Source organism: Candidatus Enterococcus huntleyi, assembly GCF_009933175.1.
GTDB classification, from domain to species: Bacteria; Bacillota; Bacilli; order Lactobacillales; family Enterococcaceae; genus Enterococcus_K; species Enterococcus_K huntleyi.
In genome coordinates this window covers 170,517-182,628 of record NZ_MAEJ01000030.1, presented here as the reverse complement: position 1 = coordinate 182,628, position 12,112 = coordinate 170,517, and the positions used below count along the sequence as shown (strand labels likewise).

The window sequence follows — 12,112 nt, the reverse complement described above, 5'->3', positions numbered from 1 at the left end:
TCGTTTCAATTAACTTTTATATGGATGAATTGTCACGCCTTTCACAACGCGATTAACAGTTCCCGTAGCTGAAGGTGTATCTGGTGTATTGCCTACTTTTACTGATGAAAAAAGGGCAATTGTTTGTGCCACCATAATTTCGGGTAAAACGAGATAAGCTTCAGGTAGCTGGCTTGCCTCAGTAGTAAAAGTGAATTGATTGCCCGAGAAGTTTTCATTCCCTTTTTGGCCGATAGCCACCGTATTAGCCGCAATTTTATCCTCAGATACCTCTTCTAGAATATCCAAATCATACTTGCGTGTATAAGGGTCATTGTTCAAAAAACCGAAAACGAGTGTTCTTTTATTGACAAAAGATTTGGGACCATGACGAAATCCCATCGATGAATCGAAGACCGTCGCAATTTCTCCAGCAGTCAGCTCTAGTACTTTTAGTTGCGCTTCTCTAGTGAGACCGGCTAAACTACCTGATCCCAGATAGACAATCCGTTCAAAATCAACTTCAGTGATAGTCCGAATTTCATTTTCTCTAGCTATAACCTCTTGACCTAACTTCGAAGCATCCGCAATGTAAGTCATTTTTTTTGATAACTCACTTAAATCAAATGTCAATAAAGCCGTCATAAGCATACAAGTGAAGCTGCCAGTCATAGCAAATCCTGCATCATTCGCTCTTTCAGGCATTAATAAAAGCAAATGTCTTTCATTAGTTTGAGCATGTTTAGCCAATTGTCCATCTTCCGCACAAGTAATTGTTAAATGATAAATCGTATCAACCAATTGATCTGCCAATCTAACAGCTGCTAAACTTTCAGGGCTATTCCCACTTCTAGCAAATGAAACTAATAGTGTCGGACTTGTCTTTTTTAAATAATCCTGTGGTGTGGCAACAATATCTGTTGTACCAATACTTTCAAATGAAAAATTCTCAGTATCACCTGACTGATTCAAATAAGGCACCAACGTATCTCCGATATATTGCGAAGTGCCTGCTCCCGTAAAAATCACGCGTACAGGTCCATCGGTATCCTGTTTAATCATTTCAAAAAAATGGCTAATTTCAGCTTGTTTCTGTTCGAAGCGTGCACTTGCCTCCTGCCAAAGCTCTGGCTGTTGCTGAATTTCTCTAGTAGTGATAATCGCTCCTAAATTGGTTAATTCTTCATCTGTCTGTTGAAACATTATTCTTCCTCCTTCATTATCTTATTCATTTACTCGAATATGACTAATTTTATAACGGAATTGATCAGCCCTAGCGACACTTCGTGTGAATTCAATCAACTCATTTTTAGTATTATAAGTTTTTCTCACTAAATGAAGGACTGGTGAACCTTCCATAATATCTAAAAATTCCGCATCTTTCCCAGTCACTATACTTGCATAAAATTCCTCATCAGCTACACGAATAGTTTGTTCATAGCTCTCTTCAAATAGTGAATATAAAGGTTTACTCTCAAGTTGCTGGAGCGTCATTCCTAAGAACATTTTCACCGGTAGATAGGAACGTTCTAACATCATTGGTTGATTATCAGCTAATCGTAAGCGCTTTAATTTGTAGAGCGAATCACCTAATGAAATATGAAGTTGCTTGGCTAAATAACTGTTAGCCTCAATTATTTCAAATTCTAAAATTTTGGTTTCTGGAATCTTCCCTAAGGCTTTCATCTGCTCCGTAAAACTGTAAGCACCTGATAAATTGGTAGTTTTTTTACTCAAGTCGGAGACAAATGTTCCTTTTCCGTGCTGCCGATAAATGTAACCCATTTTTTCTAATTCTTGTAATGCAAGTCGAACGGTTGTCCTACTTAAGCCGTAACGTTCAACTAATTCTCTTTCAGACGGTAACATAGTATTGGGGCCAAATTCCGTTTCGATTTTTTCTCTCAAAACATCTACTAATTGATCATAAAGCGGCTGCTTTTTATGTGTCTTTTTCACAATTGATCCCTCCTCTATACTGGTTACTACCACATGACCAATGTAAATCCATTTACGTTATTTGTCAATCGCTTTATTTTAAAATAAAACGATTGATATAGATAAGTTGTTTTAATACAAAGGTTTATACTGTATTAAAAAACAAAAAATATTTTCTTGAGAAAACGACCATGTTATTTTAATTAGATACCAGTTACTCGTTTTTCCATAAAAATATAATTGGAAATATTTTTTTCACAAAGCAATTGGCTTGTCTTTTTAGTATCAACTGAACTAAAAAAAGACGTAAATGCTTGCTCATAAGAGAGCGACATTTTACGTCTTTTTTAAGTAATAAATTAATGTGCATATGGAAACTTCATACTACGTTTTCAATTTTATTTCCGATAAATCTTAAATTCTAAGAAGTAGTCATTATAAATTCCAAGGTATTTTGAGCCTAGGTCTTCATAGACTTCTAGATGTTCGATTGTTTGATCGTCTGGATAGAATTGTTTGTCTTCGGAAATTTCTTTTGGTAGTAAGTCTTTTGCGACTTTATTTGGTGTTGAGTAACCGATATATTCGGCATTTTGAGCTGCATTTTCTGGTTCTGACATAAAGTTGATAAACGCATAGGCACCGTCGATATTTTTGGCGGTTTTTGGAATAACGATGTTGTCAAACCATAAGTTGGAGCCTTCCGAGGGAATGACATAGTGCAGGTGCTCGTTTTCATCTAGCATTTCCGCTGCTTCGCCTGAAAAAGTTACCGCAACAGCACTTTCCTCATTGATCATATACATCTTGATTTCATCGGCGACGATGGCTTTTACGTTCCCTGTCAAACTAGTTAGTTTTACTGCCGCTTCGTCTAATTCTGCGTTATCTTTACTATTTAATGAATTGCCTAAGCTGTTCAAGGCTAGTCCCATGACTTCTCGGGCCCCATCAATTAGCATCAAATTATCTTTTAATTCAGGACGCCAAAGGTCATCCCAATGCTGAATATTTTCTGCATCAACAAATTTGTCGTTATAAATAATCCCCAGTGTTCCCCAGAAATAAGGGATTGAATACTGATTATTGGGATCAAAATCTAAGTCTAAGAAACGTTCATCAATGTTATCTAGACTGGTTAATTTACTATGATCGATAGGTAAAAGTAGTTTCTCTTTCATCATTTTTTGGATCATATATTCACTGGGAATCGTGATATCGTAGGCAGTACCGCCTTGTTGAATCTTGGTAAACATCGCTTCATTTGAATCAAAAGTTTCATAATTAACCTTGTAGCCTGATTCTTTTTCAAACTTTTTGATTAAATCTGGGTCAATATAATCGCCCCAGTTATAGATAGTGACAATATCTGCCCCTGCCATTCCGCTAGCTTTTTCTAATTGACGTACAGAGAAAAATAAAATTAAGATGATAGCGAGAATGCCTAAGAATAAGGATTGCAATTTTTTCATCGGACTTTCGCCACCTCTCTAGCGCCACGGCGATTCTTTTTGACTTTACGTGAAGTATTATCTTTACTAATAAAGTAATAACCGACAACTAAAATCATTGAGAATAAGAAAACTAAAGCACTCAGCGCATTAATTTCTAAGCTAATTCCTTGTCGAGCTCGGGAATAAATCTCAACAGATAAGGTGGTAAAGCCATTCCCTGTGACAAAGAACGTCACGGCAAAATCATCCAGTGAATAGGTGAAAGCCATGAAGTAGCCGGCGATAATTCCTGGTGATAGAAAAGGTAAAATAATGTTTTTTATGACTTGAAAATTATTTGCCCCTAAATCTCTGGCTGCATCCACCATTGAATCGTTCATTTCTTGTAGCTTAGGTAAGACCATTAAGACAACAATCGGAATACTGAAGGCGATATGTGACAAGAGCACACTTTGGAAGCCTAAGCTAAAGCCAATCAGTGTGAAGAAAATTAAGAAGCTAGCACCGATAATAACATCTGGTGAAACTAATAAAATATTATTGGCACTCAGTAAGGCAGTTCGAGCGCGCCGTTTCTTCGTATAGTAAATGCCCATTGCCCCAAATGTGCCAATCACCGTCGCCAACAAGGCGGATAGAAAGGCTAAGAAAAAAGTATTGAGGACGATAATGATTAATCGAGAATCCTCAAAGACGGCCTGATAATTTTCTAGGGTAAAGCCAGTAAATTCATTCATATTCCCCCCGGCATTGAAGGAGTAAAAAATCAGATAAAAGATGGGTGTATACAATAGAATGAAGACAATGGCTAGATAAAGGTAGGACCACTTAAATTTTTTCTTCATTTTGCGCGTCCTCCTTTGCGTTTTTCACCGGTTAAGAGCATCACGACAAACATCGCGATAATCAGAATGACGCCGATGGTTGAACCCATGCCCCAGTTTTGCGTAACTAAGAAATGTTGCTCGATGGCTGTTCCTAGAGTGATTACACGATTTCCGCCAATCAATCGAGTTAACATGAATAAAGAGAGTGACGGAATAAAGACGGCTTGAACACCACTTTTGACGCCGTTTAAAGACAGCGGAAAAATAACGCGGCGGAATGTTTCAAAATTATTCGCACCCAAATCACGACTGGCACTGATTAAGGAAGGATTCATTTCTTCCAAAGCGTTAAAAATCGGCATAATCATGAAGGGAATTTCGATATAGGTCGCGACAAATAAGAAACTAAAATCGGTAAATAGAATTTGTTTCGGTCCCATTCCTAAAAAATCAAAGAAATGATTGACGCTGCCATGGATACTAAAAATTCCGATAAAAGCATAGGCTTTGAGTAGTAAATTGACCCATGTGGGTAAAATAATCAACATCAGCCACAGCTGTTTATGCTTTAATTTCGTCAAAAAATAAGCCGTTGGATAACTGATTAATAACGTGAAGAGTGTGATTAAAAAGGCATACCAAACCGAATTAAAGGTCATCCAAAGATAGGTGCCTGACGTAAAATAGCTGGCATAGTTGGACAAAGTGAACTGTCCATTCATATCAAAAAATGATTGATAGATAATCAGTAAAACGGGCGCGATAACAAAGAGTAAGAGCCACATAAAGTACGGTACGGAATAAATTCGACGCATTGTTTTCATCAGTTTACCCCCTACTCTTCATAGCTTTCGAGACGCGCGTCGAAATCTTCTTCTGATTCATTAAAGCGCATCACGTGGATATCCTCAGGCTCGAAAGCTAGCCCAACTTTACTACCTTCTTTGGCTTTACGTGTTGAATGGACCATCCACTCATTTTTGTCCTCATCGGTACAGATAATTTCATAATGGACGCCACGGAACAACTGTGTATCGACGGTCACGACTAATTTCCCTTTATCTGGGGTAGTAATCGTTAAATCTTCCGGACGCAGCACAACTTCGACCGCTTCGTTTTCACGCATCCCACCATCAACACATTCAAATTGTTTGCCGACAAATTCAACGAGGTTATCTTCACGCATCACGCCGTTGACGATATTACTTTCACCGACAAAATCAGCGACAAAATGGTTGATTGGTTCATCGTAAATGTCAACTGGTGTGCCACTTTGGACAATCTTCCCTTTATTCATGACAAAGATTTCGTCGCTCATCGCTAAGGCTTCTTCTTGGTCATGGGTCACAAAAATAAAAGTAATGCCTAAACGTTGCTGTAAATCACGTAATTCATATTGCATATCTGTCCGTAGTTTTAAATCCAAAGCTGAAAGTGGTTCATCCAATAATAGAACTTTTGGTTCATTGACAATTGCTCGTGCGATTGCGACACGTTGACGCTGTCCACCAGACATTTCGCTGATTTCACGCGTTTCATAGCCAGGTAATTGAACCATCTTCAAGGCATCTTTAACTTTTTTCTCAATCTCAGATTTAGGTAGTTTTTTGATTTTCAAACCAAAAGCAACATTATCAAAGACATTCATATGTGGGAATAAAGCATAATCCTGAAAAACAGTATTGACTAATCGCTTATTAGCGGGGATATCGTTGATCCGTTGATTATCAAATAAAATATCGCCTTTAGTTGCCTCAGTAAATCCGGCGATCATACGTAAAATAGTGGTTTTACCACAACCAGATGGTCCTAGTAGCGTATAAAACTTCCCTTGTTCAATCTCAAAACTCACATTTTTTAAAATCACTTCATCGTCGTATTGTTTCACAACGTTATTGAAAGAAATAATCGTATTCACTGCTTCACTCCTCGGTATGTTAGTAATTATGGGTGGTCATGTTGCTTATTGATTTTCGTACAATCGCTGATTCAAACGATATCTAGTCAGCGGTTATTATAAATAAGATTCAGTGGCTACGATCAGCGCTCGGCTCTTACCTCGCGAATAATTCTTAATTTGATGAGGTTGCGTTGCCTCATAATAAATAGATTCCCCTTTTTTGGCCGTATAGGTTTTACTGCCTAATCGCAACGAAATGCTGCCATCTAAGACATAGATAAAGGTTTCTGAAAGAGAGGGCTCAAAGGTTTTGTATTCGCCTTTTTTTTCAAAGGTAATTAAGACGGGCTCCATCTCCCACTCGTTTGAGTCGGGAATTAACCATTTCAATTCATAGCCATTTTCTTCGTCAAAATAAAGGGTACTGTCGCTTTCTTTATAGACCACTTTTTGATCATTTGTTTCTTGACTGAAAAATTCTTCTGGTGTTACGCCGAGGACTTCTAACAAATTGAAAAAAGTTTCCATTGAGGGCGAACTGAGTTCTCGTTCCAATTGAGAAAGGTAACCCTTAGTCAAATCCGTTCGTTCCCCTAATTCCTCTAAAGTTAAATTCTTTTGGATGCGTAAATTACGCAGCTTATCACCAATCTCCATAGCCCACCTCCAAGTATTTGTTCAAATTTGTTACAAAAGTTTTCTAATACTAAACTACAAGTTTAATATCCCTATCTAGTATACGAATTTTCACGAGAAAAACAAGAACTTTTACGCAATTTTTCTAGAAAAAACGCAAAAAAATAAAGCCCAATTACCGACTGGTTTTCAAAAATCTATTCCTCCTTTAAACGAGCCGCTAGATCTTCGAAAAATAACAATCGATACTTTTCAGTAAAAGTAAGCAAGAACCCTTTGATACCTGTTTAGTGTATGATAAGATAATGAAAAAGTCTTAAAAGGAGCTCATTCATGAAGCAGAAAACAGTGGCTGCGGGTGATTCACTCTCTACTAAAAAACGTGTGCTGATTACAGCTGGTGGAACCGCTGAGCCAATCGATCAGGTTCGCGCAATCACGAATCATTCGACAGGACGTCTTGGCCAAGAGATTGCCAAAGCATTTTTAGCACAGACAACCATCGAGATCGATTATATTACAACTCGTCAGGCTTTGCTCCCGACAGCTAATCCGCGTGTGCGAATTCATCTTATCGAATCAACAAATGACTTGAAAGAAATGATGGAAGAACTTTTGACTAGCCACACCTATCAAGCAGTGATTCATAGTATGGCAGTGAGTGATTTTACGCCGGCAGCTAGTCTACCACAAGAAGAACTTTTACAAAAATTGTATCAAGAATTAACTGAAAAGCCCGAGTACTTAGACTCTTTCACAGAATTCCAACACCTTTTCCAAGAATTAACGACGGTTCAATCGACTGAGAAGAAAATTTCTTCTGCAAGTGAACATTTGTTAATGGTGCTCAAGCAAAATCCGAAAATCATTCATTTGATTAAACAGCTTCAGCCTGAAACTCGACTTGTCGGTTTTAAACTATTAGTAGGCGTCGAAAAAGAGGAATTACTCGACGTTGCTCGCACTAATTTGAAAAAAAATCAGGCTGATTACGTCTTGGCCAATGATTTAGAATCAATTAATGAAACGCAGCATATCGGCTATCTGGTGTCAGAGGACGGCGTGGTTGCCACAGGACATACAAAACAAGAGATTGCTGCATTGATTGTCGAAGCAGTAACTAAAGGAGCATAAAAAATGAAAACCATACTTTTAGGCGTTTCAGGCAGTATTTCTGCTTACAAAAGTGCCGACATAGCCAATCAACTTGTCAAACTTGGCTATCGGGTAGAAGTGATTATGACGAAAAATAGTACCGAATTCATCACGCCATTAACTCTACAATCGTTATCGAAAAATTTTGTCCACACAGATGTCATGCAAGAAAATTTACCAGACAAAATCAATCATATCGAGCTGGCGAAGAAGGCGGATTTATTCTTAATAGCCCCAGCAACCGCCAATATTATCGGTAAGCTTGCCAATGGATTAGCGGATGATTTACTTTCGACAGTTGCGATGGCATTAAAAGAAGAGGTACCAAAACTAATCGCGCCTGCGATGAATACCTACATGTATCAAAATCCGACAAACCAACGAAATCTCAAATGGTTAAAAGAAGTCGGCTACCAAGAAATCGAGCCTCGTGAAGCTTTACTGGCTTGTGGCGATTATGGAAAAGGTGCATTAGCGAATATTCCGGATATACTAGAGGCGGTTACGAAAATTCTTCAGGAGTCAAAGGAGTAAGGAACAGTGAAAAATACCAAACAATTTACCTTAACAGCGATGTTTCTGGCAATTATGATTTTACTGGCAGTGACTCCTCTAGGCTTTATTCCGATTGGACCGATTAATGCCACGACAATGCATATTCCTGTGATTATCGCCTCAATTATTTTAGGTCCCAAAATTGGCGGATCACTTGGCGGAATTTTTGGTGTAATCAGTCTGATCCGCAGCACCGTCATCCAAACACCGTTATCGTTTGTCTTCTCCCCCTTTATTCCAGTGATTGGCACGGATACCGGGAGCTGGAAAGCGCTAATTATTGCGCTAATTCCGAGAATTTTGATTGGCGTTGTGCCTTATTTCGCTTATCACGGCATCAATAAATTAATGAAAAATAAAGGTCAGTCTGTTTCTCTCTTTATCGCTGGGTTACTCGGTTCTTTAGTAAATACCGTGTTGGTAATGAATTTAATTTATTTTCTCTTCCAAAGCGACTATGCCCAAGTGATTAGTAAAGGTGGCTCGGCCGTTTATGCCGCTATTTTAGCCGTTATCTTGACAAGTGGCGTACCTGAAGCGATTGTTGCTGGGATTGCCACAGCTGGTGTCTGTGCGGTTTTATTACGATTACTCAAGTCAAATAAACCAAGAAAACTATAAGTTTTCTACGCTGAGCCTGTGAATTTAGATTCTTAAAAAAATTTGTTAATGGTACGGTCGAAACATTCAAAGAACAACAAAGAAGACTTCAGAGATGACGTGATGCGCCATTTCTGAAGTCATTTTAATTTTATTTTACTAATTTACGCAGAAACTTCTTCGCCGATAATACGGACTTCTGTTTCTAATGACACGTCAAATTTTTCTTTGATAACTTGTTGGATGTGGGCAATTAATTCGACATAATCAGTTGCTGTTGCTGAATCGATGTTCACGATAAAGCCCGCGTGTTTTGTCGAGATCTGCGCACCGCCCCATTTTAACCCTTGCAGTCCAGCTTCTTGAATCAAGGCCCCGGTAAAATGACCTTCTGGACGTTTAAAGACACTCCCGCAGGAAGGATATTCCAAGGGTTGTTTTGATTCTCTTAGCGCAGTCAATTCAGTCATGCGCTCTTTAATTTTTTCGGGATTACCTTTTTCAAGTGTGAAGACCGTACGTAAAATCACGCCATGCAGTAACTGAATAGCACTATGTCGATAAGAGAAATCCATCTCTTTTGCTGTATAAGTTTTTATTGTGCCGTCTTCAAGCAAAACATCGGTCCGACTGAAAACATCCTTTATTTCACCACCATACGCACCGGCGTTCATATAGACTGCCCCACCGACACTTCCGGGAATCCCACAAGCGAATTCAAAGCCAGTCAAGCCTTCATCTAAAGCGACATAAGTCGTATCAATCAGTTTTGCACCAGATTCAACGTGTAGCTCATCGCCAATTACTTGAATTTCTTTCATCTCTGTCAGCATGATTACAACGCCACGAATCCCGCCATCTCGGACAATTAAATTGCTGGCATTCCCTAAGACTAACCAGTCAATAGCATGCGCTTTACAATAAGTCACAAGCGCGACGACTTCTTCTTGATTTTTTGGAAAGGCTAAGACATCTGCCGGCCCACCAGTTTTTGTAAATGTATATTTTTTTAAGAGCTCGTCAATTAAAATAGTAATTTCTGGCAAGCTTTTCTTTAAGTCTTCTGTATTCACAAACACGAGTCCTTTCTATTCAACATCTTTTACATTCTATCATGTTGAGCAAAAACTGACTAGCCTTTATCTGTGCAACTTGTAACAATCTTACTACTTTTCATCACTTGTCAGATATAATCCAGCAAACTTCTCTAGTTCTTTGCAGCAGATTGTTGATGAAATTGGTGCAAGATTTCTTGGCACAAGGCATGACTCTGATAGACATTTTCTTGACGCAAGCCAGTCGCATCGCCCGTCTTCACCCCTGTGATAAACGTATCAACCAATTGTTCAAAACCACGCTTAGCTAAGGTTGTTTCCCAATCACCGAATGTTGAGTTGGTTGTTTGACCCTCTGCTTGGATTTGCAAGTCCACTAAATTGTTTACGGTATAAGTCCCCGCCTGAGTGGTTACTTGGTAAAGCTCTGTATTGGCGCCACTCACCAAATCCATCGACAGAATCGCTACTTGATTAGCCGTCTCCAATTCTAAAGAAGTCCACTGCATATTGCCGTCTTTTTCGTTGACTTTACTTGAAATTTTCTCGATTGGTTCATCTAAAAGGTAAACCGCCGTGTCGACTAAATGTAAAAATAAATCATAGATCACAAAATCAGTCGATTGTTCTGCAGCAATGCGATTTTTTTGTAAATGAATCATTCGTTTATTTGGTTGCTGCTTCAAATATTCAACCATTGGTGCAAAGCGACGATTGAACCCAACCATTAATAGAAGGTTTTTCTCTTTTGCTAACTGTTGTAATTCAGCAACCTCTGCCAAATTTTCACTGAGTGGTTTGTCGACAAAGACATGAATATTATTCGTTAAACATTGTTTAGCCAACTGAAAATGAGTCTGAGTCGCTGTATGAATAAAGCAAGCTTCAATTCCAGCCTCAATTAATTGATCTAATGTGTCATAGACAGATGAAAAGCCAAATTTTGTGCGTAGCTTCTCTTGAACGGCTGAATTTCTTGTAGCAAAAAGAAACTCTCCTTGGTCTCGACGACTGCTATAACTAGGCAAATAAGCCTTTTGTGCAATATTTCCAACACCGACAACGCCAAATTTCATAAAAATTCCCTCCAAATTCATTCTCTCTGCTTTAATCTTACACTATTTTTGGTTAGAATAAAGAAGAAAGTATTATGTTAGATAAAAAGAAAAGAGGAACGCCAAATGAAATGTATATCTTGGAACGTTAACGGACTGCGCGCCGTCATGAAAAAGAACTTTATGGACGTGTTTAATGAGTTAGACGCGGATTTTTTCTGCTTACAGGAAACGAAATTACAAGAAGGCCAGATTGAGATGGATTTACCTGGCTATCATCAATATTGGAATTACGCTGTCAAAAAAGGTTATTCTGGTACAGCTATTTTTGCTAAAGAGCCTGCTTTAGCCGTGACCTATGGCTTAGGAATTGAAGAACACGATCAAGAAGGTCGATTGATTACATTGGAGTACGCGGACTTCTATCTGATTACTTGCTACACACCTAATTCTCAAAATGAATTAAAACGTCTGGACTATCGCATGACTTGGGAAATAGCTTTTCGTGAATATCTCAATGAATTGAAAACGAAAAAACCAGTTATTCTATGTGGCGACTTAAATGTAGCCCATAAAGAAATTGATTTGAAAAACTGGAAAACTAATCAAAAAAATGCTGGTTTCAGTCCGCAGGAACGTGAAAAATTTACTGAACTATTAGACAGTGGATTTGTTGATAGCTTCCGTCACTTTTATCCTGAATTAGAAGGTGCCTACTCTTGGTGGAGCTATCGTTTCAATGCGCGTGCGAACAATGCTGGGTGGCGGATTGACTATTTTGTCGTTTCAGATGATCTAACTGATAAGCTGACTGATGCCAAAATCCACGCTGATATCACAGGCAGTGACCACTGTCCTGTCGAAGTCGATTTGACTATCTGATTCATCTAAAAACACTCAACTAGTCTAGCAGTTTCAATAAGCTTTTTTGTCATTTCAAGAGTTCTGTGCTAAAGTA

At 38.5% G+C, this 12,112-nt stretch carries 13 protein-coding genes; 4 read left to right on the top strand and 9 right to left on the bottom strand.

Annotated features, from left to right (window positions below):
* Positions 1-9 precede the first annotated feature (9 nt).
* The 7 genes from BAU15_RS13400 to BAU15_RS13370 form a co-directional block, all read right to left on the bottom strand.
* The gene (locus BAU15_RS13400) at positions 10-1,182 is read right to left on the bottom strand and encodes an SIS domain-containing protein (protein ID WP_161843241.1); all 1,173 of its coding nucleotides are present in this window, start codon (positions 1,180-1,182) and stop codon (positions 10-12) included.
* 21 nt (positions 1,183-1,203) lie between these two features.
* Positions 1,204-1,938: a GntR family transcriptional regulator gene (locus BAU15_RS13395; RefSeq protein WP_202622743.1), complete on the bottom strand. Its 735-nt coding sequence runs from the start codon at positions 1,936-1,938 to the stop codon at positions 1,204-1,206.
* Between the two features lie 377 nt (positions 1,939-2,315).
* Positions 2,316-3,389: an ABC transporter substrate-binding protein gene (locus tag BAU15_RS13390; RefSeq protein ID WP_161843240.1), complete on the bottom strand. Its 1,074-nt coding sequence runs from the start codon at positions 3,387-3,389 to the stop codon at positions 2,316-2,318.
* Entirely contained in the window at positions 3,386-4,216 is an 831-nt protein-coding gene (locus BAU15_RS13385; RefSeq protein WP_161843239.1) for an ABC transporter permease, read from the bottom strand. Before BAU15_RS13385 ends, BAU15_RS13390 begins: the two co-directional genes overlap by 4 nt.
* Positions 4,213-5,022 (bottom strand): ABC transporter permease, encoded by an 810-nt coding sequence (locus BAU15_RS13380; protein WP_161843238.1) that lies wholly within the window; start codon positions 5,020-5,022, stop codon positions 4,213-4,215. The genes BAU15_RS13385 and BAU15_RS13380 overlap by 4 nt, the downstream gene beginning before the upstream one ends.
* A gap of 11 nt (positions 5,023-5,033) precedes the next feature.
* A complete protein-coding gene (locus BAU15_RS13375; RefSeq protein WP_161843237.1) occupies positions 5,034-6,116 on the bottom strand; it encodes an ABC transporter ATP-binding protein in 1,083 nt (360 codons plus the stop codon).
* A gap of 96 nt (positions 6,117-6,212) precedes the next feature.
* Complete coding sequence (locus BAU15_RS13370; RefSeq protein WP_161843236.1) at positions 6,213-6,755, bottom strand: helix-turn-helix domain-containing protein; 543 nt, start codon at positions 6,753-6,755, stop codon at positions 6,213-6,215.
* 312 nt (positions 6,756-7,067) lie between these two features.
* On the opposite strand from BAU15_RS13370, the gene BAU15_RS13365 reads away from it, so the two are divergent.
* From BAU15_RS13365 to BAU15_RS13355, 3 genes are read left to right on the top strand one after another with little or no spacing between them, the layout of a single operon-like run.
* Positions 7,068-7,868: a phosphopantothenate--cysteine ligase gene (locus tag BAU15_RS13365; protein WP_161843235.1), complete on the top strand. Its 801-nt coding sequence runs from the start codon at positions 7,068-7,070 to the stop codon at positions 7,866-7,868.
* 3 nt (positions 7,869-7,871) lie between these two features.
* A complete protein-coding gene (gene coaC / locus BAU15_RS13360; RefSeq protein ID WP_161843234.1) occupies positions 7,872-8,423 on the top strand; it encodes a phosphopantothenoylcysteine decarboxylase in 552 nt (183 codons plus the stop codon).
* Between the two features lie 6 nt (positions 8,424-8,429).
* Positions 8,430-9,065, top strand: coding sequence for an ECF transporter S component (locus BAU15_RS13355; RefSeq protein ID WP_161843233.1), 636 nt, complete (start codon positions 8,430-8,432; stop codon positions 9,063-9,065).
* A 143-nt stretch (positions 9,066-9,208) separates the two neighbouring features.
* Here the strand turns inward: BAU15_RS13355 and murB are convergent, their stop codons facing one another.
* Together murB and BAU15_RS13345 are read right to left on the bottom strand one after the other, a co-directional pair.
* Positions 9,209-10,117: a UDP-N-acetylmuramate dehydrogenase gene (murB, locus tag BAU15_RS13350; RefSeq protein WP_161843232.1), complete on the bottom strand. Its 909-nt coding sequence runs from the start codon at positions 10,115-10,117 to the stop codon at positions 9,209-9,211.
* Between the two features lie 134 nt (positions 10,118-10,251).
* Complete coding sequence (locus BAU15_RS13345; RefSeq protein ID WP_161843231.1) at positions 10,252-11,175, bottom strand: Gfo/Idh/MocA family protein; 924 nt, start codon at positions 11,173-11,175, stop codon at positions 10,252-10,254.
* A gap of 105 nt (positions 11,176-11,280) precedes the next feature.
* Here BAU15_RS13345 and BAU15_RS13340 point away from each other — a divergent pair, with 105 nt between their 5' ends.
* The gene (locus tag BAU15_RS13340; protein WP_161843230.1) at positions 11,281-12,036 is read left to right on the top strand and encodes an exodeoxyribonuclease III; all 756 of its coding nucleotides are present in this window, start codon (positions 11,281-11,283) and stop codon (positions 12,034-12,036) included.
* Positions 12,037-12,112 lie beyond the last annotated feature (76 nt).

Excerpts from the sequence above, each read along its gene's own strand:
- BAU15_RS13400 (WP_161843241.1), bottom strand. The coding sequence starts at position 1,182 with ATGTTTCAACAGACAGATGAAGAATTAACCAATTTAGGAGCGATTATC.
- BAU15_RS13390 (WP_161843240.1), bottom strand. The coding sequence starts at position 3,389 with ATGAAAAAATTGCAATCCTTATTCTTAGGCATTCTCGCTATCATCTTA.
- BAU15_RS13385 (WP_161843239.1), bottom strand. The coding sequence starts at position 4,216 with ATGAAGAAAAAATTTAAGTGGTCCTACCTTTATCTAGCCATTGTCTTC.
- BAU15_RS13380 (WP_161843238.1), bottom strand. The coding sequence starts at position 5,022 with ATGAAAACAATGCGTCGAATTTATTCCGTACCGTACTTTATGTGGCTC.
- BAU15_RS13370 (WP_161843236.1), bottom strand. The coding sequence starts at position 6,755 with ATGGAGATTGGTGATAAGCTGCGTAATTTACGCATCCAAAAGAATTTA.
- BAU15_RS13365 (WP_161843235.1), top strand. The coding sequence starts at position 7,068 with ATGAAGCAGAAAACAGTGGCTGCGGGTGATTCACTCTCTACTAAAAAA.
- coaC (WP_161843234.1), top strand. The coding sequence starts at position 7,872 with ATGAAAACCATACTTTTAGGCGTTTCAGGCAGTATTTCTGCTTACAAA.
- BAU15_RS13345 (WP_161843231.1), bottom strand. The coding sequence starts at position 11,175 with ATGAAATTTGGCGTTGTCGGTGTTGGAAATATTGCACAAAAGGCTTAT.
- BAU15_RS13340 (WP_161843230.1), top strand. The coding sequence starts at position 11,281 with ATGAAATGTATATCTTGGAACGTTAACGGACTGCGCGCCGTCATGAAA.